The organism is Flavobacterium gilvum (assembly GCF_001761465.1).
GTDB classification, from domain to species: domain Bacteria; phylum Bacteroidota; class Bacteroidia; order Flavobacteriales; family Flavobacteriaceae; genus Flavobacterium; species Flavobacterium gilvum.
The window spans coordinates 142523-166064 of the sequence record NZ_CP017479.1 but is presented as its reverse complement, the minus strand read 5'-3'; the positions used below and the strand labels follow the sequence as shown (position 1 = coordinate 166064).

The 23542-nt window shown below is 31.2% G+C and carries 22 protein-coding genes; all 22 read left to right on the top strand.

The window, feature by feature from the left end; genetic code table 11:
* Window positions 1–55: 55 nt before the first annotated feature.
* The 22 genes from EM308_RS00795 to EM308_RS00690 all read left to right on the top strand — a co-directional run bounded on the left by EM308_RS00795 (window position 56) and on the right by EM308_RS00690 (window position 23400).
* Window positions 56–1129: a Wzz/FepE/Etk N-terminal domain-containing protein gene (locus EM308_RS00795; protein WP_035637376.1), complete on the top strand. Its 1074-nt coding sequence runs from the start codon at window positions 56–58 to the stop codon at window positions 1127–1129.
* A 250-nt stretch (window positions 1130–1379) separates the two neighbouring features.
* Window positions 1380–1805: an adenylyltransferase/cytidyltransferase family protein gene (locus EM308_RS00790; RefSeq protein ID WP_035637378.1), complete on the top strand. Its 426-nt coding sequence runs from the start codon at window positions 1380–1382 to the stop codon at window positions 1803–1805.
* A 52-nt stretch (window positions 1806–1857) separates the two neighbouring features.
* Window positions 1858–3246, top strand: a complete 1389-nt coding sequence (locus tag EM308_RS00785) for a UDP-glucose 6-dehydrogenase (protein WP_035637380.1) — start codon at window positions 1858–1860, stop codon at window positions 3244–3246.
* A 46-nt stretch (window positions 3247–3292) separates the two neighbouring features.
* The gene (locus EM308_RS00780; protein ID WP_035637382.1) at window positions 3293–4276 is read left to right on the top strand and encodes a UDP-glucuronic acid decarboxylase family protein; all 984 of its coding nucleotides are present in this window, start codon (window positions 3293–3295) and stop codon (window positions 4274–4276) included.
* 219 nt (window positions 4277–4495) lie between these two features.
* Entirely contained in the window at window positions 4496–5749 is a 1254-nt protein-coding gene (locus tag EM308_RS00775) for a lipopolysaccharide biosynthesis protein (RefSeq protein WP_197056132.1), read from the top strand.
* Window positions 5746–6918 (top strand): glycosyltransferase family 4 protein, encoded by a 1173-nt coding sequence (locus EM308_RS00770; RefSeq protein ID WP_035637386.1) that lies wholly within the window; start codon window positions 5746–5748, stop codon window positions 6916–6918. The genes EM308_RS00775 and EM308_RS00770 overlap by 4 nt, the downstream gene beginning before the upstream one ends.
* A complete protein-coding gene (locus EM308_RS00765) occupies window positions 6915–8174 on the top strand; it encodes a glycosyltransferase family 4 protein (protein WP_035637437.1) in 1260 nt (419 codons plus the stop codon). The genes EM308_RS00770 and EM308_RS00765 overlap by 4 nt, the downstream gene beginning before the upstream one ends.
* A gap of 52 nt (window positions 8175–8226) precedes the next feature.
* The gene (locus EM308_RS00760) at window positions 8227–9558 is read left to right on the top strand and encodes a glycosyltransferase family protein (RefSeq protein ID WP_035637389.1); all 1332 of its coding nucleotides are present in this window, start codon (window positions 8227–8229) and stop codon (window positions 9556–9558) included.
* A gap of 11 nt (window positions 9559–9569) precedes the next feature.
* The gene (locus EM308_RS00755; RefSeq protein WP_035637394.1) at window positions 9570–10601 is read left to right on the top strand and encodes a polysaccharide biosynthesis protein; all 1032 of its coding nucleotides are present in this window, start codon (window positions 9570–9572) and stop codon (window positions 10599–10601) included.
* A gap of 3 nt (window positions 10602–10604) precedes the next feature.
* On the top strand, window positions 10605–11021 hold the full coding sequence (locus EM308_RS00750; RefSeq protein ID WP_035637395.1) for a WxcM-like domain-containing protein: 417 nt from the start codon (window positions 10605–10607) through the stop codon (window positions 11019–11021).
* Between the two features lie 8 nt (window positions 11022–11029).
* The gene (locus EM308_RS00745; protein ID WP_035637396.1) at window positions 11030–12148 is read left to right on the top strand and encodes a polysaccharide biosynthesis C-terminal domain-containing protein; all 1119 of its coding nucleotides are present in this window, start codon (window positions 11030–11032) and stop codon (window positions 12146–12148) included.
* 19 nt (window positions 12149–12167) lie between these two features.
* Window positions 12168–13304 carry a non-hydrolyzing UDP-N-acetylglucosamine 2-epimerase gene (gene wecB / locus EM308_RS00740; RefSeq protein ID WP_035637398.1) on the top strand — a complete coding sequence of 379 codons (1137 nt, stop codon included), beginning with the start codon at window positions 12168–12170 and terminating at the stop codon, window positions 13302–13304.
* A 65-nt stretch (window positions 13305–13369) separates the two neighbouring features.
* Window positions 13370–14539, top strand: a complete 1170-nt coding sequence (locus EM308_RS00735) for an O-antigen polymerase (RefSeq protein WP_035637400.1) — start codon at window positions 13370–13372, stop codon at window positions 14537–14539.
* Entirely contained in the window at window positions 14526–15296 is a 771-nt protein-coding gene (locus tag EM308_RS00730; protein ID WP_035637402.1) for a glycosyltransferase family 2 protein, read from the top strand. The genes EM308_RS00735 and EM308_RS00730 overlap by 14 nt, the downstream gene beginning before the upstream one ends.
* Entirely contained in the window at window positions 15296–16081 is a 786-nt protein-coding gene (locus EM308_RS00725; protein ID WP_051877785.1) for a glycosyltransferase, read from the top strand. Before EM308_RS00730 ends, EM308_RS00725 begins: the two co-directional genes overlap by 1 nt.
* Before the next feature lies 1 nt (window position 16082).
* On the top strand, window positions 16083–16982 hold the full coding sequence (locus EM308_RS00720; protein ID WP_035637406.1) for an NAD-dependent epimerase/dehydratase family protein: 900 nt from the start codon (window positions 16083–16085) through the stop codon (window positions 16980–16982).
* A gap of 141 nt (window positions 16983–17123) precedes the next feature.
* Window positions 17124–17672 (top strand): dTDP-4-dehydrorhamnose 3,5-epimerase, encoded by a 549-nt coding sequence (gene rfbC / locus EM308_RS00715; protein WP_035637407.1) that lies wholly within the window; start codon window positions 17124–17126, stop codon window positions 17670–17672.
* A 60-nt stretch (window positions 17673–17732) separates the two neighbouring features.
* Complete coding sequence (gene rfbD, locus EM308_RS00710) at window positions 17733–18596, top strand: dTDP-4-dehydrorhamnose reductase (RefSeq protein WP_035637409.1); 864 nt, start codon at window positions 17733–17735, stop codon at window positions 18594–18596.
* Window positions 18597–18651: 55 nt separating this feature from the next.
* Complete coding sequence (gene rfbA, locus EM308_RS00705) at window positions 18652–19521, top strand: glucose-1-phosphate thymidylyltransferase RfbA (protein WP_035637413.1); 870 nt, start codon at window positions 18652–18654, stop codon at window positions 19519–19521.
* Window positions 19522–19558: 37 nt separating this feature from the next.
* On the top strand, window positions 19559–20566 hold the full coding sequence (locus EM308_RS00700; protein WP_231560013.1) for an MraY family glycosyltransferase: 1008 nt from the start codon (window positions 19559–19561) through the stop codon (window positions 20564–20566).
* A gap of 72 nt (window positions 20567–20638) precedes the next feature.
* Window positions 20639–21226, top strand: a complete 588-nt coding sequence (locus EM308_RS00695) for a sugar transferase (RefSeq protein ID WP_231926278.1) — start codon at window positions 20639–20641, stop codon at window positions 21224–21226.
* Between the two features lie 224 nt (window positions 21227–21450).
* The gene (locus EM308_RS00690) at window positions 21451–23400 is read left to right on the top strand and encodes a polysaccharide biosynthesis protein (protein ID WP_035637418.1); all 1950 of its coding nucleotides are present in this window, start codon (window positions 21451–21453) and stop codon (window positions 23398–23400) included.
* Window positions 23401–23542 lie beyond the last annotated feature (142 nt).

Here is a 23542-nt window from a genome sequence, read left to right as displayed (position 1 = left end):
TATATAATTTTTTTTGATAGAATCTAAAATTTTAAAAAATAGAACCATATTATTTATGGAACAACAAATACCGAACGACGAAATTTCTTTAAAAGAATTGATTGAAAAAGTTAAGGAGTGGTATACTTATTTACTGTCTCAATGGAAAATCATTGTATTGGCAGGGATAGTAGGTGCTGCTTTAGGATTGGCTTACTCTTTTATCAAGAAACCGATCTATACCGCAACATTGACATTTGCATTGGAAGATGAAAAATCGGGTGGTGGATTAGGAGGTGCACTTGGATTGGCAAGTTCGTTTGGGATTGATTTGGGAAGCGGTGGAGGAAGTATCTTTTCCGGTTCCAATTTGACGGAGTTGTTCAAGTCTCGCACCATGGTAGAACTAACCTTGATGACTCCAGTTACGGTAAACGGAAAAGAAATTTCTTTGGCCGAAATGTATATTCAAAACAATAAATGGAGGGACAGTTGGAATGATAATCCTAAATTTATGGGCATACAATTTTTACCCAATACTAAACGTAAATATTTTACAAGAGTTCATGACAGTATTTTGGGGATAATCTATCAAAATTTATCCAAATCTTCTTTATCTGTTGGACAAAAAGATAAAAAGATTGCCATTATATCCATGGATGTGACTTCTACTGATGAACAATTTTCGCTTCGATTTTGTGAAGCACTTGCAAAACAAGTTGGTAAATTTTATGTTGATACTAAAAGTAAAAAGGCACGCATGAATATGGAAATTTTGGAACGTCAAACCGATTCTATTCGTGCTGAACTTAACGGAGCCATTACTGGAGTAGCAGTAGCCAATGACAATACTTTTATGCTGAATCCTGCGCTTAACGTGCGTCGTGCTCCATCTGCACGTAGGCAAGTAGATGTACAGGCCAATACAGCCATCTTAACGGAATTGGTCAAACAAACGGAACTGGCAAAAGTGGCGGTGCGTAAAGAAACACCTTTAATTCAGGTTATTGACCGACCTATTTTACCATTGCCTAAGGAACGTTTTGGGAAAGCTAAAGGATTAGCAATTGGAGGCTTATTGGCTGAATTTTTTGTGGTTTTGGGTTTGGTAGTGAGAAGGTTGTTGAAAGAATTTGCAGTTAAAAGTTAAATTTTTGGTTTAGCCTACCCCAAAAGGAGCTGAAAAATGAGTTTTGGATATTGAAGAGGGTGGGATTATTTGTTTTAGGCTTTAACAAATAGATTTTTCTGTTTTTAGAAGTTCCTAAAGTAAGTAGAAAATTGATGTTTAAAAGTGTGAATTTTAAGTTTCCCACTCGTACAAATTGATTTTCGAGGAATGAGAAATACACAGTTTGTTAATTAAATTTTAAATATTTAATACCAGTAATTGATTAAAAATGAAAATTGGAATAACTTTTAGTGCTTTCGATTTATTTCATGCGGGACACGTAAAAATGTTAGAAGAGGCTAAACTTCATTGTGATTATTTGATCGTTGGCTTGCAAACCGACCCAACGTTGGATCGCCCTGAAAAAAATCAGCCAGCACAAACTGTAGTGGAGCGATATATTCAATTAAAAGGGTGTAAGTTTGTTGATGAGATTGTTCCTTATGCTACTGAACAGGATTTAGAAGATATATTACGATCTTTTAAAATTGATGTTAGAATTGTCGGTGATGAATATCGTGAACAAAATTTTACTGGTAGGATGTATTGTGAAGCGAAAGGTATTGAATTATATTTTAATACCAGAGACCATCGATTTTCTAGTTCTGGACTAAGAAAAGAAGTTCATCAAAGAGAAATGACAAAAATTAAATAATGTTTTTATTACTTGATAAATAGTAATATTTAAAATTTTAATTCAAAAAAAAATGATTACAAAAATTTGTTGTATTGGAGCTGGATATGTAGGAGGCCCTACTATGGCTGTGATAGCACAAAAGTGTCCAAATATTCAAGTTACAGTTGTTGATTTGAATGTAGAAAGAATACAAGCATGGAACGATGATAATACAAATAATATTCCAATTTATGAACCAGGATTGCCACAAATTGTTACCGAAGTAAGAGGAGAAAATTTGTTTTTTTCTACAGAAGTTGATAAAGCAATAGATGAAGCGCAAATTATTTTTATATCGGTAAATACACCAACTAAGACCTACGGAAAAGGAAAAGGTATGGCTGCAGATTTGAAATATATTGAGTTATGTGCCAGACAGATTGCGAAAGTTGCAAAAAGTGATAAGATTGTAGTAGAAAAGTCTACATTGCCAGTGCGTACTGCTGAAGCAATTAAGAGTATTCTTGATTCAACTGGAAATGGAGTGCAGTTCCAAATTCTTTCAAATCCCGAATTTTTGGCTGAAGGTACAGCAATTGAAGATTTGCTAAATCCAGACCGAATTTTAATTGGAGGCGATACATCAGTTGAAGGGCAAAAAGCGATTCAAGCCTTAGTCGATGTTTATTCGAATTGGGTTAGGCCAGAAAAAATATTGACTACCAATGTCTGGTCTTCGGAATTGTCAAAGTTAACTGCCAATGCTTTTTTAGCTCAAAGAATTTCATCCATAAATGCGATGTCAGAGCTGTGTGAAAAAACTGGAGCTGACGTTAATGAGGTTGCCAAAGCGATTGGAATGGATAGCCGAATTGGTCCTAAATTCCTAAAAGCATCCGTTGGATTTGGCGGTTCTTGTTTTCAAAAAGATATTTTGAATTTGGTTTATATTGCAAAATCATATGGGTTAAATGAAGTAGCTGATTATTGGGAGCAGGTAATTATTATGAATGAGCATCAGAAGAATCGTTTCTCTAGTAATATTGTGAAAACACTTTATAACACGGTTGCTGATAAAAAAATTGCCTTTTTAGGTTGGGCTTTCAAGAAAGATACTAATGATACCCGTGAATCTGCAGCAATTTTCGTAGCTAATGATTTGATTAATGAACAAGCAAAAATCATGGTCTACGATCCAAAAGTGTCAAGAAAAAAAATTCTTTCTGATTTAAATTATCTAGAAACAAGAATGCCAGAGGAAAATGAGAACAGTATCGTGACTTTTGATAATCCATATTTGACATGTGAGAAAGCACATGCAATTGCCATACTTACTGAATGGGATGAATTTCGTAAATATGATTGGCAAAAAATATACAAAAGCATGCAAAAACCGGCGTTCATTTTTGATGGAAGAAATATACTTAATAAAGCAGAATTGGAGGAAATTGGTTTTATTTATAGAGGAATAGGAGTTTAATAATTATTTTAATCAAGTTAGCTAAGAAACTAGAAACAAAGAATTCATGAGTAAAAGAGTTTTAATTACAGGAGCTGCAGGTTTTTTAGGGTCTCATTTATGTGATCGATTTATAGCAGAAGGTTTTGACGTTGTTGGAATGGATAATTTAATCACTGGTGATATTAAAAATATTGAGCATTTATTTCCATTAAAGAATTTCGAATTTTATAATCATGATGTATCAAACTATGTTCATGTTGCAGGAAAATTAGATTATATTTTGCATTTTGCTTCCCCAGCTAGTCCTATAGATTATTTAAAAATACCTATTCAAACCTTAAAAGTTGGATCTTTAGGGACTCATAATTTACTAGGTTTAGCGAAAGAAAAAAAAGCTAGATTTTTGATTGCTTCAACTTCTGAAGTATATGGAGATCCAACAATTCATCCTCAACCTGAAGAATATTGGGGGAATGTTAATCCTGTTGGCCCAAGAAGCGTTTATGATGAGGCAAAGAGATTTCAAGAAGCTATTACAATGGCTTACCATACTTTTCATGGTTTAGAAACTAGAATTGTTAGAATATTTAATACTTATGGACCTAGAATGCGTTTAAATGATGGAAGAGTATTGCCAGCTTTCATCGGGCAAGCATTGCGTGGCGAAGATTTAACTATTTTTGGAGATGGTTCACAAACGCGATCGTTTTGTTATGTTGGTGATTTAATTGAGGGAATTTACAGATTGTTAATGTCTGATTATGTATATCCTGTAAATATTGGTAATCCAAATGAAATTACGATGAATGATTTTGCTAAAGAAATTATTAAATTAACAGAGACTGATCAGAAAATAATTTATTTGCCTTTACCTCAAGATGACCCTAAACAAAGAAAACCTGATATTACTAAAGCAATAGCATTGTTAGATTGGCAACCTAAGATAGATCGTTCAGAGGGACTGAAAATTACCTATGATTACTTTAAATCATTTTCTAAAGAAGAATTAAATCATAATAAGAAAGTTAGAGAATTTTATAGTATTTAAATTAATCTTTAATAAGAGGCATAGTCTGGCTGTATAGTTTTATTAAATTAAGATAAATGATTTTTATTAATACATTTTGTAAATTATGGAAAAACTTTTCAGAAATGTTTAAAAGAAAATATGAGACCTTTCTTTTTAGAATTCTCAATGTTAATAAATAAATATTGTTATAAACTTTTTGAAGCTTTGTGATAAAATAATTATAAAAAAGTGAATTTGTTGTTTGCAAAAAACATTAATTTAAAAAATCTATCATACTATCTATTATCTTCTGTAATAACTAGTATAATTGGGTTATTAATTAATCCCTTTTTATCGGTTGGTTTAAGTCATGATGACTTCGCAATTATTGGTTATTTTGCTTCTTTTTCATCAGTTTTAACACCTGTGATTACTTTTTGTTTTAGTAATTATTATGCAAGAAATTACTTTTTAATTGAAGAAGAAGAAAGGAGAAAATTATTAAATACAATATTATCTTTGTTTATAATTTTTGGATTTATTATTCTAATTCTTTTTTATTTAGGGTACTACTATTATCATATTAATTTTATACCTTCAATACCATTTACTCCGTATGCTTTTTTGAGTTTTTTGCCCTTGTATTTTATTTCTTTTTACAATATCTATTTATTGGATTTGAGAATGAAGAATGAATCAAAAGAATACTTTTTTATAACGGTTTTTAATGCTTTATTTAGCGGTTTATTATCTGTTTTACTTGTATATGTTCTACGGTATGGGGCAGTAGGGCGTTTAGTTGCTATTCTTATTGTAACTGTATTTTTTGGAGTATATGTTTTAAAAGCTAAAAAATTTTCTTTTAATATAGATTGGTCTCGTGTAAAAGAAATGATTCTTTTTTGTACACCCCTTACTATTTCGGCTATTCTTACCTTTTTTTTTATGGGAATAGATCGTACATTTCTTGCTAAACTAAATAATAATCACAATTTAGGTCTATACAATATTGGACTTCAGATTTCAGGTTACCTAGGTATTTTTGGAACTGTATTTCTCCAAACATTTGAACCAGATCTTTATAAGTATGCATCATTGAGACAAAATAAAAAAGTAGGATACCTATTAGCCTTAATAACTATTATGACATTATTGCCAAATCTGTTATTTATTATTTTATCAAAACCATTAATTAGCATTTTAACCTATGGAAAGTATGTAGAAGCAAGCGGTTATGCTAGTGTTTTGTGTATTCGAAATGTTACTACTTCTTTATCTTTTTCATTATCTAGTGTCTTAGTTGGTTATGGGTTTTCTAAATATGAGTTATTTAATAAAATTATTGGGTCATTTGCAGCAATTTTATTATATAAATATTTAATAGATAATTTTGGTTTTTATGGGGCTGCATGGGGACAATCAATATCATGGATGATAATGGGAATGATTAGTGTTATTTTTTTATTTTCAATGAGAAAGAAATTAAAAGATTATAATAAAGCAGAATTATGACAGTTACAATTTTTTCAAATTTTATTAACCATTATCAGTCTGATCTTTCAGATTATTTTTATGAGATGTTAGGTGATGGCTTTACTTTTATTGCTACAGAACCTATTGATCAGTCTTTTAAAATGTATCTAAGTACAGATTTCTCGGATAAAAAATATTTGCTTAATTCATATGAAAGTGATATTAATTATGAGAAGGCTTTGTTGTTAGGGTTAACATCTGATATTGTAATTTTAGGCTCTGCTCCCGATATATTTATCAAAGAGAGATTAAAATTAAATAAAATAACATTTAGATACAGTGAACGATGGTTCAAGAAAAAAGGCTATGAAATTCTATCCCCTAGATTTTGGCTTTTCGCATATAAAAACTTTATAAAATATAGAAACAATAAGTATTATATGTTATGTGCTAGTGCGTATACGCCATCTGACACTAATAAGTTTTTTGCATTTAGAGATAAGTGTTATAAATGGGGATATTTCCCAAAAGTAAAAAAAATAAATGTTGACTCTATCTTATCGTCTAAGAAAGATCAAAAATTTCGTATACTATGGGTAGCAAGATGGATTGATTGGAAGCATCCAGAAATGGCTGTTCAGTTAATTGCTCAATTAAAAAGTAAAGGTTATGACATAATCCTTGAAATGGCAGGAGATGGAAATATGCGTGAAGAAATTTTAAAACTAATAGACAGAAATAATCTTGTAGAGAATATTAATGTATTAGGAAATATTCAGAATGATGATATATTAAAAAAAATGAGGGATTCTAATGCATTTATATTGACTAGTGATCGAGGTGAAGGTTGGGGAGCTGTAGTTAATGAAGCAATGAGTAATGCTTGTACTGTTGTAGCATCACATGAGATTGGTAGTGTTCCGTACCTTATTCAGCACGAATTTAATGGATTGATATTTGAATCTAGAGATTTAACATCTTTTGTTAATCAAGTAGAAAGATTAATTAACGATAGGGCTCTATGTAATACTTTAGCTAAAAATGCCTATAAATCTATTAACGAAATTTGGAGTCCACAAATTGCAGCATCTAATTTTATAGATTTAGCAAAATCTTTGATGATTGGTGAAGATAAAATAATTGTAAATGGGCCGTGCTCAAAAGCAGAAGTATTAATAGAAAAAGATTTCTTAAAAAAAGTACAATGAGAGTTTTATGGATTGTTAATACAATATTTCCAGCACCAAGTGAAAAATTAGGAATAATTAAGCCTGTTCTCGGAGGATGGATGTATGGATTAGCAGAACAAGTTGCCAAACAGGCAGGAATAAAATTAGGAATTGTTACAACGCATTCTAGTAGCAATTTTATTAAAATGCAGATTTCAGGAATAGATTACTTCTTAATTCCTTGTAAAGATAAAACAAAGTATGACGTTAATTTAGAGCCGTTTTGGGTTAAAATTTGTGAGGATTTTATGCCTGATATTATTCATATACATGGAACAGAATATGCTCATGGGTTATCTTGTATACGTAAGTTCCCAAATTTAAGATATATTGTTTCTATTCAAGGTCTAGTTGGTATTTATTCAAGATATTATTTTGCTGGAATTTCGTCAGGAGAAATATTTACTAATATTACTTTTAGAGATTTAATTAAAAGAGATACTATCTTTCAGGCAAAACAAAAGTTTGCTAATCGAGGAAATTTAGAAAATGAATATTTAATAAATTCAAAACATGCAATAGGAAGGACTGGCTGGGATTTTGCACATGTTAAGAGTGTCAACCCTAATATTAACTATCATTTTTGTAACGAATCATTACGTGATGGTTTCTATACAGCTGAAAAGTGGAAACTAGAAAGTTGTGAGCCTTATACTATTTTTTTGAGTCAGGCAGGATATCCGATTAAAGGACTTCACAAAGTTATAGAGGCTGCTTCTCTCTTAACAAAAGATTATCCGAAGTTAAAAATTAGAATAGGGGGTGTTAATATTATTAGTAATGCTAAGATAATTGACAGGATAAAACGAACAGGATACGGAAAGTATATCGGCAAATTAATTGAGAAAAATAAGCTAGAGAAAAATGTTTTATTTTTAGGTTCTTTGTCGGAGGAGCAAATGATATTAGAATATCAAAATTCTAATGTGTTCATTTGTCCATCAAGTATAGAAAATAGTCCAAATTCACTAGGAGAGGCTCAACTTATAGGCGTACCAACTATTGCATCATATTCAGGAGGCACACCTGATATGATTGAATCTGGTAAAACAGGTTTATTGTATCGTTTTGAAGAAATAGAGATGTTGGCTGAAAATATTAGAAAAATTTTTAGCGACTCAAAACTTGTTTCACAAATATCAGAGAATTCTATTATTTCAGCAAGCTTAAGGCATGACAGAGAGATAAATCTTGAAAAAACTATTTCAATTTATAACAAGATTGCTAATTCTTAAAATTTGATATAGAAATAAAATTAGAATTTTTTTCACAAGAAATAAAATAAGGATGTTTATCAAAAACGATTCAAGCAAAAAACCAACTAAAGTATTAATTATTTGTTATGATTTTTTTCCAGAGGCAAAACCCAATACTTACAGATGGTTTAATATTGTAAAAAAGTGGTATGAAGAAGAGGGAATTGAAATTCATGTAATTTCTGGTGCTAAAAACCAATTTAAGAATTATGAAGAAGTTGATGGTATTAAAATTTATAGGACAACAGAATATTTAATAGGTAATTTAAAATATAAGTATAGAAATAAGGTTCAAGAAGCGAGAGTTACTGAGAAAAGAAGTTTGGGTATTTCTTTAAAAAAAATCATAAGGGTGTTTTATGATTTCACATGGTCTAAATTATATTGGCCAGATCATTCTTTTTTGTGGTGTTTTTCTGTTATACCATTGGCAAAAAGAATAATTGAAGAAAACAAAATTGATAAGTTAATTACAGTATCCTGGACATTTTCAGCGCATGTAATTGGATATAATTTAAAGAGAAAATTTAATTCAATTTTTTGGTTAGCTGATACTGTTGATCCCTTTAGTATAGATAAAACAGTTAATAATTCATTTATCTATAATGGATTAAATACTTCTTTTGAGAGAAAAATATTTGAAAAAGCAAATTTAAATTGTGTTCTTACAGCTAGAATTAGGGATAAGTACATTTCTATATTTCCAAATCTAAAGAATAAAATAGTTGTTAATAATAATATATTTATTCCGTCAAAATTTGACTATAGTAAGGAAAGTGAGTTTTGGGACAAACATATAAAACTAGTTTTTTTAGGAACTTTGAGCGAAGATGTTAGATCTCCGAAAAATTTGTTGTTATTATTTGATAGGATGGTAAATAAATATCCAGACGTTATATTTGAATTGAATTTTTATGGTGAATTTTCAAAAAGTTTAATTCGTTTTAATGAATATCCAAAATTGCTGAATTCATCAATTTTTCTTAATGGCTTTATTGACAAAAGTCTTGTAAATAATGTAATTAAGGAGGCGGATGTACTAATTAATATTGGTAATAATAATAAATATCAGGAACCTAGTAAATTGATAGAATATATGTATTCGGGAAAAAAAATACTTAACATATGTTCTATAGAAGAAGATACTTCAGCTGAATTGTTGAAAATTTATCCTTTAAATCTTAACGTATTTCCTGAAGACTTAAAAGATGAAGATGTAATAGAAAAAGTTTATAATTTTTTATCTACTGATGACAAGGTTGATTCTGAAATGTTAGATGTGTTACTAAAAGATTTTATGTTGCAAGAAGTTTCCAATAAGTATTTAGATTTTTTAACAAATAAGGTTTATAGCTCAATTTAATGTAAGAATATATGTTAGTAGATAAAATTCTTCTGATAACAGGAGGAACAGGTTCTTTTGGTCATGCAGTTTTAAATCGTTTTCTGTACACAGACCATTTTAGTGAAATTCGTATTTTTTCTCGTGATGAGAAAAAACAAGATGATATGCGCAACCAATTAAAAAATGATAAGCTGAAGTTTTATATTGGAGATGTTCGTGACTATAATAGTGTAGAGCGCGCAATGAGAGGGGTAGATTATGTCTTTCATGCTGCTGCTTTAAAACAAGTGCCATCATGTGAGTTTTTTCCCTTAGAAGCTACTAAAACTAATGTTTTAGGAACTCAAAATGTAATTGATGCGGCAGGTAATAATAAAGTAAAAAAGGTAATTTGTCTAAGTACAGATAAAGCAGCATATCCTATTAACGCAATGGGAATTTCTAAAGCATTAATGGAAAAAGTTGCGGTTGCGGCTTCTAGAAATCTTAAGGATACAACAGTTTGTCTTACAAGATATGGAAATGTAATGGCATCTAGAGGATCGGTTATACCTCTGTTTTTAAAACAAATTAAAGAGGGTAATTCAATTACAATTACAGATCCAAATATGACTCGCTTTTTAATGTCTTTGGATGAGGCAGTAGAACTTGTTTTATTTGCTTTCGAAAATGGTAATCCAGGAGATTTGTTTGTAAATAAAGCTCCTGCAGGAACTATTGGAGATTTGGCACAGGCTTTGAAAGAATTATGTAATGCCGATAATGAGGTTAAAATCATAGGAACTCGTCATGGTGAAAAATTATATGAAACTTTATGTACTCGTGAGGAGATGGTTAAGGCGGAAGATATGGGAGAGTTTTATCGTATTCCGGCAGATAATCGTGATTTGAATTATGCACAGTATTTTTCTGAAGGAGAGGAAGATATGTCTTTAATTGAAGATTACCATTCTCATAACACAGAGCGGCAGGGTGTTGAGGGGATGAAAAAACTTTTATCAGTGCTTCCGCTTATACGAAAAGAAGTCTTTGGAGAAGATGTAGAACAAATGCCAGGGTAATTCATGAATCCAAAGTTAATTTCAGGCAATCGATATTCCGATCAAAGAGGAACTTTATTATATAATAATAATTTTGATGCTTCATTAATCAAAAGAATTTACATTATTGAAAATGAAAAACTCGAACTAATAAGAGGATGGCAAGGGCATCAAATAGAACAAAGATGGTTTTCTGCTGTTATAGGAAGATTTGAAATTCAATTGATTAAAATTGATAATTGGGAAAAGCCATCAAAAGATTTAGAGGTTTTTACTTATTTAATAGATTCTGAAGAATTAAATGTATTATATGTTCCTAACGGATATATTAGTAGTATCCAATCCTTAGAATTAAATTCTAAATTATTAGTTATGGCTGATTATTTATTAGGAGAGAATAAAGATGAATATAGGTTCGATATTGAATATTTTAAAATTTAAATAAGCTAATGTTAAAAATAGGTATTACAGGTCAAGGAGGTTTTGTTGGAAAACATTTGTACAATACAATCGGATTATTTACCGAAGAATTTGTAAGCATTGACTTTTATAAAGAATACTTTGAAGACGAAAGTAAACTAAATGATTTTGTATCACAATGTGATGTAATTGTACATTTAGCGGCTTTGAATCGTCATAATGATCCACAGGTTATTTATGATACAAATGTTGGATTAGTGCAAAAACTCGTTAATTCTCTAAAAGTTACAGATAGTAAAGCTCATGTTCTTTTTTCTTCTTCAACCCAAGAGGAGAGGGACAATTTATACGGAAAATCTAAAAAAGATGGAAGAGATTTGCTAATCAATTGGTCAAATAATTCAGAAGGAAACTTTACAGGAATGATAATTCCTAATGTATTTGGCCCTTTCGGTCATCCGAATTATAATTCAGTAATTGCGACCTTTTGCCATAAATTATCTCATAATGAAGTACCTGTTATTGATGTGGATGGCGACTTAAAATTAATTTATGTTGGAGAACTTGTAGATGCAATACTTTCTGAAATAAGATCAAAAAAAGGAAATCCAGAAGTACTTATTAAACATACTTCAGAATCTAAAGTTTCAAAGATTTTAAGTTTGTTAGAAGTATATAAATCAGAATATAATGACAAAGGAGAGATACCAAATATTGGTAATGCATTCGAATTGAATTTATTTAATACATTTCGTTGCTACATGGATATAAAAAGTCACTTTCCAGTAAAATTTGTTGAACACACAGACCCAAGAGGTTCATTTGTTGAGATAATTCGTTTAGGTGTTGGTGGGCAAGTTTCATTTTCAACAACGGTACCGGGTATTACAAGAGGTAATCATTATCATACTAGGAAAATTGAACGTTTCGCCGTAATTAAAGGAAAAGCCTTGATTCAGTTACGTCAAATAGGTACTAATGAAGTTCTAGATTTTTATTTGGATGGAAACGAGCCAGCATATGTAGATATGCCAATATGGTACACACATAATATAAAAAATATTGGGGAAGAAGTCTTATACACTAATTTTTGGATTAATGAATTTTATGACCCAAACGACCCAGACACTTATTTTGAAAATGTTTAAAAAATAATTATTAGATATAATGAAATCAAAACTAAAAGTAATGACTGTCGTTGGGACAAGACCTGAAATTATTCGTCTTTCAAGAGTTATGGCAGCTTTAGATAATTCTGATGCAATTGAACATATTATCGTGCACACAGGGCAAAATTATGATTACGAATTAAATCAAATTTTTTTCGATGATTTAGGAATTCGTAAACCTGATTTTTTCTTAAATGCAGCAGGAGCTACAGCAACAGAAACTGTTGGTCAAATTTTAATAAAAATTGACCCTCTTTTAGAGTCAGAAAAACCAGATGCCTTTTTAGTTTTAGGAGATACTAATAGTTGTTTATGTGCAATACCAGCAAAGAAACGACATATTCCAATTTTCCATATGGAAGCAGGAAATCGTTGTTTTGATCAACGTGTTCCTGAGGAGACTAATAGAAAAATTGTGGACCATGTTTCTGATATTAATTTAACTTACAGTGATATAGCTAGAGAATATTTACTAAGGGAAGGCTTGCCTGCAGATAGAATTATTAAAACAGGCTCACCTATGTTTGAAGTTTTAAACCATTATTTGCCTTCGATAGAGTCTTCTGATGTTTTGGGAAGATTAAAATTGGAAGAAGGCAAGTTTTTTGTAGTATCATCACATAGGGAAGAAAATATTAATAGCGATAAAAATTTTCGTGGATTAATGGGAAGTTTAAATCTTATTACTGAAAAGTATGATTACCCTATTATCGTTAGTACGCATCCTCGAACGCGTAATATGATTGAGAAGAAAAATATTCAGATGCATAAAAATGTGCAGTTTTTAAAACCTTTAGGGTTTAATGATTATAATGCCTTACAAATGAGGTCTTTTGCTGTTTTGTCAGATTCTGGAACAATTTCAGAAGAGTCTTCGATATTGAATTTTAGAGCTCTTAATATAAGAGATGCACATGAAAGACCAGAGGCAATGGAAGAGACTTCTGTAATGATGGTAGGTCTAAATCCTGAAAGAATTTTGCAGGGATTGGTGCAGCTTCATGATCAAAAAATAGGAAATAAAAGAAACTTTAGATCAGTTGTTGATTATTCGATGCCAAATGTTTCTGAAAAAATGGTTCGTATTATCTTAAGTTATACAGATTATGTAAAACGCGTTGTTTGGAGTGAATAAATGAAGTTAGCTCTAAAGTATAAAAACTTATCCGTTTATGGGGCAATTATTAATCTTAAATTAGAATGTTAAAAATAAAAAATCCAATTGCTGTTTTTGTGGCGTTGTGGTTATTTGTGTTATATATATATTCTAAAAGATATAGTTTAGTACTAACTCCACTAAGTGTTGAAACATTTATATATGTTTTATCAATATGCTTATCTTTTACTCTTGCGTATTATACCATAAAGGGACTTTTTTTTAACAAAAAACTCAGAAATGATAATAATTTTGTGGAGAGCCAAAACCTTTATGTAAAACTAGGAAAAGTTTTTAAAATTTGGATTTTTTTTACTTTAATAGAGATTGCATTTTTTAGAGGGCTGCCATTACTTGCAATTTTAGGACTTGGTGGAGATAGTGGAAGATATACAGAGTGGGGAATTCCTAGTTTACATGGCTTTCTAAATGCAATGATTATTACAATTTCTAATTATCTTTTTTATTTTTATCTAAAAACTAAGAATAGAAAATATCTTTGGCTGTATCTTTCCTGCGTTATGTGGCCAATTTTACTAATTACTCGTCAAATGCTTATGAGTATGGTTGTTCAAGCTGCCTTTATTTATATTTTGAGCAATAATATCAAAACATCTTCTATTATTAAAGTTGTATTAGCAGCATTTGGAGTAGTTTGTTTATTCGGTATAGTTGGTGATTTAAGATCTGGAGGTGATTCATTTATAGAATTAGTTCAGCCATCTTCTGATTATCCATCATGGTTGCCTTCTGGAGTTCTTTGGGTATATGTTTACATGGTTTCTCCGCTAAACAATGTTAATTTTAACTTGCAAAAGTTTCCTGATTTTTATTTCGATCCTTCCCCGCTGGTATCTCCTTTATTCCCATCATTTATTAGAGAAAAAATTTTTTCGGAATCTAATGTTTTTAATTTTCAATTAGTAAATGAAAATTTGAATGTTTCAACAATGTTTCCAAGTTATCTAACCTCATTTGGTTATTATGGTTCCTTAATTTTTTATTTTATTTTAGGGCTTTTAATTACTTTTATTTATTTTAAATTTAGATCAAAAAAGGCAAATTTGAAATGGCTATTTGTTTTAGGAGTAATTTTTCATAACTTGATTTTTTCTGTATTTGTTGACTTTTTTTTCAATCTAGTTTTTCTATTTCAGTTTGTTTTACATTTTTATATTTCTAGTACTTTAAAGTTTTCAAATGACAAAGATTAGTGTAGTAGTTCCTATTTTCAATGCGTCTTCAAGAATTACTAAAGTTCTTGATAGTGTCCTGAGACAATCTTTTCCAGTTTTTGAGATTATCTTAATAAATGATTGTAGTAAAGATGATACTTCTAAGGTGTTGGAGAAATATATAGAAGACAACAAAAAAATCACTTTTAAAGTTTTTGATTTAAAAGTAAACAAAGGTGTTTCTTTTTGTAGAAATTTAGGTTGGGATAATGCATCGGGAGATTATATAGCATTTCTTGATTCTGACGATTTCTGGAATCAAAATAAGTTAGAAATAATGTCAAATATTATCAGTTCGTCAGAAGTAGATTTAATTGGCCATAATTATAATGAAAAAGGCTCATCATTAAATGAGTTTTTTATCTTTAATCCCCAATTAGTTTATAAAATTAGTTTTTACAAATTACTAATCCGAAACAAATTTCAAACTTCTTGTGTATTAATAAAAAAAGGCATCAAAGAAAGATTTGACACATCAATAAGTCATAGTGAAGATTATGAGCTTTTTCTCAGATTGACTGCAAAAAAATACAACGTGGTCTATTATAATGAGAGGTTAACTTATTTAGGTCGTCCACAACTTTCGAAGGGAGGGTTAAGTGAAAAAAAAATGAAAATGCGCATAGGCGAAATTAAAACATATCGATCTGGATTGTATATCAGGAAAATCGGTTTTCTCTTACCTGTCATGATGATTTATTCGTTTTTTAAATCTTTAATTAAAATTAATAGATAATGTATAAAATTACAGGTGCTATTGTAATGTATAACAATGATGAGAAAATGTTGTCAGAAGCTATAAACAGTTTTTTAGACACTCATTTAAATGTAATGCTTTATTTAGTAGATAACTCTCCAACTAATGAATTAAAAAAAATGGCTACAGATTCAAGAATTGATTATATTCATAATCCTTCTAATCCTGGATTTGGTGCTTCTCATAATGTTGCAATTCAAAAAGCTTTCGAGTTGGATTCTGATTACCATTTAGTATTAAATCCTGATATTTATTTTCATAAAGGAACATTAGAGAAGCTTTCTCAGTTTATGGATTCTAATGTTGAAGTTGGTCATGTGATGCCAAAAGTTACTTATCCCAGTGGGGAGTTTCAATATTTGTGTAAAACTAATCCAACTTTTTTTGATTTATTCGCCAGAGGATTTATGCCTTCTTTTCTAAAAAAAATATTTCAAAAAAGATTGGATAGATATGAATATAAAGACAAAAATTATAATGAAATAATCTATAGCATACCTTATTTGTCGGGTTGTTTCATGTTTTTACGAACAAGTACTCTAAGGGAAGTAGGTTTTTTTGATGATAGGATTTTTATGTATTTGGAAGATGCAGATTTGACAAGACGCTTTCTTCTGCGATCTCTTACAGCATATTTTCCAGATGCTCATGTTTATCATCATTTCGCAAAACTTACACACAAAAAATTAAAGTTTAAATGGATTACTGTTGAGAGTGCTTTTATATATTTTAATAAATGGGGATGGTTAAAGAGTTTTTATTAAAATGAATATACTACTAACAGGAGTAAATGGTTTTTTAGGAAAATCTATAGCACAGGAAATATCGAAAGAAAACGAAGTTTTTGGTTTATCCAGAACTACTGGAGAATATAAAATTTCTTTAGAATATCAGATTCCAGATTTTGACCAGGATTTTGACTTAGTGATACATGCTGCTGGTAAAGCGCATTCAGTGCCTAAAACGCAATCAGAGAGAAAACAATTTTATGATGTAAACGTTATGGGCACTGAGAATCTATTAAAAGGGTTAGAAAAATCAGGTCTGCCGAAGCAATTTGTTTTTATTAGTTCGGTTTCGGTTTATGGACAAGAGTTTGGGAAAGATATAAATGAAGAACACCAACTAGAAGCAAATGAGCCTTATGGTTTGAGTAAAATTGAGGCAGAGTTATTAATAACAAAGTGGTGTATTCAGAATAATGTAATTTGCACAATTTTAAGATTACCGTTATTAGTCGGTAATAATGCTCCGGGAAATTTGGGAGCAATGATAAAAGCAATAGAAAAGGGGTATTATTTTAACATTGATGAAGGAAAGGCAAGAAAGAGTATGGTATTGGCCAAAGATGTAGCTGAATTTATCCCTAAACTGGCATCTATTGGAGGAATTTATAATTTAACTGATGGTGTTCATCCTAACTTTAAAGAATTGAGCATTGCCATTGCAAAACAGAAGAAAAAGAAAATGCCTTTGAATCTACCTTTATTCATTGCACATATAATCGGATTTGCTGGAAATTTATTGGGAGACAAAGCACCTATTAATTCTTCAAAAATAAAAAAAATCACTTCTGATTTGACTTTTGATGATACAAAAGCCAGAGAAGTGGCTGGATGGAAAGCTCAAGAGGTTTTGGAGTTTTTTAAAAATGAAAAGATTTGACCTTTTAAGATTAGGATGTTTGTAAAATCTAGCGGATAATTTTGTAGTAAGGGTAAAAAAAATCTGGATTTTAGTAGAACATCTGCGAGTTAATAATAAAGACAGAGCATAATACCTTATGAATTAGTAAAAAAAATTAATATGATCATTGAAAAAACATTTATTACGGATTTAGTTGTTGTAGAACCAACAGTTTTTGGAGATGAAAGAGGTTGTTTTTTTGAGTCTTATAGCAAAACTAAATTTTCAGCTTTAGGGATTAACATTGATTTTGTTCAGGATAATCAATCCTTTTCAAAAAAAGGAACTTTGAGAGGGTTGCATTATCAAAATCCACCCTTTGCACAGACTAAATTGGTGCGTGTTCTTGATGGTGAAATTATTGATGTGGCTGTCGATTTGAGAAAAGATTCTCCTACTTATGGAAAATCATTTAGCATTTTATTATCTGCAGAGAATAAAAAGCAATTGTTAGTACCACAAGGTTTTGCCCATGGTTTTTCGGTAATCAGTGAAACGGCTTCAGTGATGTACAAATGTGATCAATTTTATAACAAAGCCTCTGAAGGTGGAATTAAATATGATGACCCATCCTTGAATATTGATTGGGGAATGGATTTAAAAGATGCTATTGTATCTGAAAAAGATCAGGTTTTGCCTTTTATTGAGGATTGTAATAGTCAGTTTTGATGATGAAGTGAATGGTGAAACGTGAGTAATGTGCAAGAAAATGAAAAGATTAAGGATTAAATGAAAAAAATACTAATTACAGGTGGTAATGGCCAATTAGGTTCGGAATTAAAAGTTTTGTCAAAAACAGATACCCAATTCGAATGGTTTTTTACTGATTGGGAAGAGTTAGATTTATGTGATTTGGATAATTTACCAGCACGATTAACAGAAATCAATCCTCAGGTTATTATCAATTGTGCAGCTCATACTGCAGTTGATAAAGCGGAATCGGAGTTTGAATTGTCGGATGTGTTGAATCATCAGTCAGTTGTTATATTGGCTCAATGGAGTAATGCGAACAATTGTCAATTGATTCATGTTTCGACGGATTATGTGTTTGATGGAACAGCATCGACAGCTTTGACTGAAACCGCTCAACCTAATCCGATTAATGTGTATGGGGTTACCAAATTAGCGGGAGAAAAAGGTTGTCTAAGAGAAAATCCAAATGCTGTCATCATCAGAACTTCGTGGGTGTATTCCAGTTTTGGTAATAATTTTGTTAAGACGATGTCACGTTTGATGCAAGAAAGAGACAGTTTGAACGTGGTTAATGACCAAATAGGCAGTCCGACTTATGCAGCAGATTTGGCTCAAGCTATTATGACAATAATCACCCGCAATAATTGGCAATCTGGGATTTACAATTTCTCGAATGAAGGTGAAATTAGTTGGTATGAATTTGCTTTGGCCATTCAGGAAATAGGAGGATTTGATTGCGCAATTAGTGGTATTCCATCTTCAGCTTATCCTACGCCTGCTAAACGTCCTCAGTATTCTTTATTGGATAAAAACAAAATCAAAAAAACTTTTGGTGTTGTTGTACCCGAATTTAAGCAGAGTTTGGTAAAATGCATGGATTTATTAGGTAGTAAAAAATAAACATAAGGCAAGAGCAAAAGTTTTTAGTCTTTAGTAAAAGTTATAATTAGAAACTATGAAAGGAATTATACTTGCCGGTGGATCCGGTACGAGATTGCACCCATTAACGCTTGCTATGAGTAAGCAAATGATGCCAGTTTATGACAAACCAATGATTTATTATCCGTTATCGACTTTGATGATGGCGGGAATTAATGAAATATTAATTATTTCGACTCCACATGATTTGCCAAATTTTAAAAAATTATTGGGTGATGGTTCTGCAATTGGATGTCAATTCAGTTATGCAGAGCAAGCAATTCCAAATGGTTTGGCTCAGGCTTTTGTGATTGGTGAAGAGTTTGTGGGGAGTGATGATGTTGCATTGGTTTTAGGAGATAATATTTTTTTTGGTGCCAATATGCATGAATTGTTGCAGTCCAATACAAAACCTGACGGAGGTGTTGTTTTTGCTTATCACGTTTCGGATCCAGAACGTTATGGTGTAGTGGAATTTGACAAAGACTTAAAAGCACTTTCTATAGAAGAAAAACCATTAGAGCCAAAATCGAATTATGCTGTTCCCGGATTGTATTTTTATGATAATTCGGTAGTTGAAATTGCCAAAAACATTAAACCAAGTGCCAGAGGAGAGTATGAAATTACAGATGTAAACAAAGTGTATTTGGAAAAGGGGAAATTAAAAGTTGGAATTTTAAGCCGTGGCACTGCCTGGCTTGATACGGGAACTTTTAATAGTCTGATGCAGGCCGGACAATTTGTTCAGGTTTTGGAAGAACGTCAAGGATTGAAGGTGGGATGTATTGAAGAAATTGCCTGGAGACAAGGATTTATTACTGAACAAGAGTTAAGAGATTTGGCGGAGCCTTTAAAAAAATCAGGTTATGGCGAATATCTGTTGGGACTTTTGAAACATAAATTGTAGTAATAGAAAATAGAGGATAGAAAAAATAATATAGATTTTGGAAGCGCAAGTAGCTGACTTAAAAAAAAACGAGGACTTTTATATGATTTATGCCATTTTATTGATTTTATTCATAATTATTGAATTGATTTATTTCAAAATAGCTGATTATTACAATATTATCGACAAGCCCAATAGCCGTTCTTCGCATACCAACATTACGCTGCGAGGAGGAGGAATTATTTTTCCTATTGCGATTTTGACAGCTTGTTTGTTGGGATATGTTTCATGGATTGATGTTGTAGCAGTTGTTTTGGTGTCAATTGTAAGTTTCATAGACGATATAAAACCGCTGCCTACGTTGCCTCGATTTGTTTCACAAGCTGTAGCGATTGTGCTGATTTTTTGGGAGTTAAATTTGTTTTCTGAAGCTGCCATTTGGCTTTTGCCTATTATATTTATTTTGTTTATTGGCTGGGTGAATGTTTTTAATTTTATGGACGGAATTAATGGGATTACTGTTCTCTATTCTTTTGTTGTCATTGCCAGCCTATCATTTTTAGAGGTCAGCAAGGAAAGTCTTCCTTTATTGTTTACTGTTGGTTTATCTTGTTGTGCTTTCGGTTTTTTCAATGTCAGAAAAAAAGCAAAAACATTTTCTGGCGATGTAGGTAGTATTAGTATGGCTGTATTTTTAGCTTATTTTATGATTAAAACCATTATGCTTTCTGGACAAATTGGCTATTTGTTTTTTTTATCGGTTTATGGAATTGACGGTGTTATAACCATTTTTACCCGAATCAAAAAGAAGGAAAATATCCTTGAACCCCATCGATCGCATTTGTACCAATACTTAGCCAATGAATTAGGTTATTCACATATTTTTGTATCGCTATTGTATTCAGGTACCCAATTGATAATTAATGTAGTGGTGATTTATTTAGAAAGCATAGGGAAATTAACTGTTCCCGTTATTGTATTCTTTTTGCTATTTCAAGTGATTGTTTATTTATGGGTTAGAAAAAATGTTGTACAAAAAATAAATCTAAAAAGCGTAATTATTTAGGTCATTTTTTATGATTATTGAGTTATGGAATCGGTTTTAAAAACACATAGTATCAATATTCAATTGAAGTCGATAGTTAAACGTTTTTTTGATATTGTATTTTCGGTAATTGGGCTTTCATTATTTTCATGGTTGTTGTTCCTGACTTGGTTTTTGGCTATTGTCGATACGCAAAGTAATGGGTTTTTTATTCAAGAGCGAATTGGACAGTTTGGTCGAAGATTTAAAATATATAAATTTCGAACTATTCAAATGTTGCCGAATAGTAAGGTTTTTCAAATATCCGAGATAGGAAAGTTTCTACGGAAATATAAACTAGATGAACTTCCACAACTGATTAATATCTTAAAAGGGGAAATGAGTGTTGTGGGACCCCGACCCGATATCGCCGGTTATTATAATTTATTGGAAGGAGAAAATCGAAAAATTCTAGAATTGAAACCAGGACTGACTGGTTTGGCTTCCTTAAAATATTTTGATGAAGAAGCTTTGCTGAGGGAGCAGGAAGATTCTTTGTCCTATAATGATAATGTTCTTTTTCCCGACAAAGTACAATTGAATTTAGAGTATTATTATTGCCAAAGTTTTTTCGGGGATTTAAAAATAATTGTTGAAACATTTAAGTTTATTTTTGGAAAGAAAATAACTTCTGCTATTTAGAAAAAGAAACTTGAACTCATCCGTTTCGTTCTGGGGAATAGTGAAGAATTCGTTTGGTTTATTTTTTAAAAGAATGAGATGTTTGAAAAATGACAATTGACAAGTTTTTGTTTGTTTTGTTTAAAAATTGCTTTTCAATAGGGTTAATTTGTTTTAGCATACCTAATAATTTGTATTTTTGCTTAGATTATTCATTTCGTATAGAAATTTAAATACCGTATATTATGCGTGAGGATTCCGTGTATTCTGGATTTTTTTCAAGAGATAATTTAAAATTGAGCATTCGTAATTTAAGCTATCTGCCAAGATGGATTATTATTATGATTGATTTTTCAGTTTTGATAGTAGCTTTTTTCTTTACCATGCTTATTTTTAGGGGTACGGGATTGAGATATATTAATACGACCAGTGATGTGTTGTTTGTCTGTTCTTTTTTTGGTATAAATATTTTCTTTTTCTGGTTATTTAGAACCTATTCTGGGATTATCAGACATTCTTCTTATATAGATGCCGTCAAGCTTTTGTTTTCGCAAATGTCTGTATTGATGGTGTTCCTTATATTTAATTTCACCTATGAGTTGTTGTATAATGAAAGGGTATTTCTGACAACTGCTCTTTTTATCAACGTGGTACTTTCTTTTTGCGGATTGTTTCTGTACCGTGTTGTTGTCAAACAAACATTTGAATTGTATCTTTCCGATAAGAGTGCAAACAAATTAATTAGAACCGTCATCTATGGGACTGATGCGAACGCAATTTCGGTGGCCAATGCGTTGAAGTTTGAGACGCCAACCCGTTTTAAAATTGTAGGGTTTGTAGACAGAAACAACCAAAATGCTTCGAAGAGAATGTTGGATTTACCTATTTTGGTTCAAAAGAAAAAATTGCCTTCTTTAATGCGTTCTGTTGGAGCAGAGGCTGTTATTATGGCCGATAAAAGTTTGGGTAAAGACGAACAATTGGTAATTGTTGATCAATGTCTGGAATTTAATTATAGGGTTTACACGGTGCCCTTGATTTCCGACTGGGAAAATCAAAGAGAGATTTCACAAAAAGTAAAAAATATAGAAATAGAAGATTTATTGGAAAGAAAGCCAATTGTTTTGGATAATAAGTCCATTTCAAAGCAGCTGAAAGACAAAACCGTTTTAATCTCAGGAGCAGCAGGTTCTATTGGGAGTGAAATTGTTAGACAGGTTTTGACATTCAATCCCCATAAGGTGATTATTTTGGATCAAGCCGAAACGCCTTTGCATCATTTAAGTCTTGAATTGGAAAAGTCACATCCGAAATCAAAAATTCACAATGTCATTGCCGATATCAGGAATAAGGAAGCAATGAAAAAAGTTTTCAAATTGTATAGGCCTCAAGTGGTTTATCATGCTGCCGCTTACAAGCATGTTCCTTTGATGGAGGAAAATCCATCACAGGCGATTTTGACCAATATAGAAGGAACCAAGCATTTGGCTGATTTGTCTTGTGAATATGAAGTGACAAAGTTTGTTATGGTCTCTACTGATAAAGCAGTTAATCCAAGTAATGTTATGGGAGCCAGTAAAAGAATTGCCGAGAAGTATGTACAATCTTTGCAAATAAAAAATTTGAAGGACAACAAAGAAAATGCCACTAAATTTATTACCACCCGTTTTGGGAATGTATTGGGGTCTAATGGGTCGGTAGTTCCTTTGTTTACGAAGCAAATTGCCAATGGAGGCCCCGTTACAATTACGCATCCCGATATTATTCGTTATTTTATGACTATTCCAGAGGCGTGTCAGTTGGTTTTGGAAGCAGGTGCTATGGGGAATGGAGGCGAAATTTATATTTTTGATATGGGTAAACCTGTGCGAATTTTGGATTTGGCCAAAAAAATGATCAAATTGGCTGGTTTTGTTCCTGAGAGGGATATTAAAATTGAAGTTGTAGGTTTACGCCCAGGTGAAAAATTGTATGAAGAATTGTTAAATGATACTGCTAAGACGCTACCGACGTATCACGAAAAAATTATGATTGCTCAGGAAATTCAGGATGAATTTGAAAATTTGCATCTGGATATTAATGAACTGATTGGTATAGCCAATTTCTTTGATAATGACGACATTGTTTCGAAGATGAAAGTCATAGTTCCCGAATTTAAGAGTATGAACTCTACTTTTGAAATTTTGGATAAATAAAAGTTTTAATAAAAAGTTGTAGAAAAGGTTTACAAAGGTGTCTTTGTAAACCTTTTTTGGTTAGGAGTGTTTTTTTTAAGATTTAAAATAAGTATTCATTTAAATTGATACACTTGCTTTTTGTTTAAATTCATGATAAGTT